The following is a 484-nucleotide window of genomic DNA, read 5'->3' as shown; positions in this document are numbered from 1 at the left end:
GTTCAGCAGGATGGCGCGAGTATTGTGGTCGGTCCGTTGCTGAAAAATAACGTTGAAGAGTTGCTGAAGAGCAACACTCCGCTGAACGTGCTGGCACTGAACCAGCCGGAGAACATCGAAAACCGCGTCAATATTTGTTACTTCGCGCTTTCACCGGAAGACGAAGCGCGCGATGCAGCGCGTCATATTCGTGACCAGGGTAAACAAGCGCCGCTGGTGCTGATCCCACGCAGTTCATTGGGCGATCGCGTAGCCAATGCGTTTGCGCAAGAGTGGCAGAAACTGGGCGGCGGCCCCGTTCTGCAACAAAAATTTGGTTCCACCAGCGAATTACACGCGGGTGTTAACGGCGGTTCGGGTATCGCTTTAACGGGTAGCCCGATTACTCCCAGAGAAACAACCGACTCCGGCATGACGACCAACAATCCAACGCTGCAAACCACGCCAACCGATGATCCGTTCACCAACTGTCCCTTATAACCAA

General features: G+C 54.3%; 1 pseudogene. It reads left to right on the top strand.

The features are described from left to right. Positions 1 to 468 (top strand): annotated as a pseudogene (locus tag C3D30_RS20225) (penicillin-binding protein activator); the annotation flags it as partial. Between the last annotated feature and the right edge of the window lie 16 nt (positions 469 to 484).

The organism is Escherichia sp. MOD1-EC5433, assembly GCF_002966005.1.
Lineage (GTDB): Bacteria > Pseudomonadota > Gammaproteobacteria > Enterobacterales > Enterobacteriaceae > Escherichia > Escherichia ruysiae.
The sequence above is the reverse complement of the archived record's forward strand: the minus strand, read 5'-3'. Positions and strand labels throughout refer to the sequence as shown.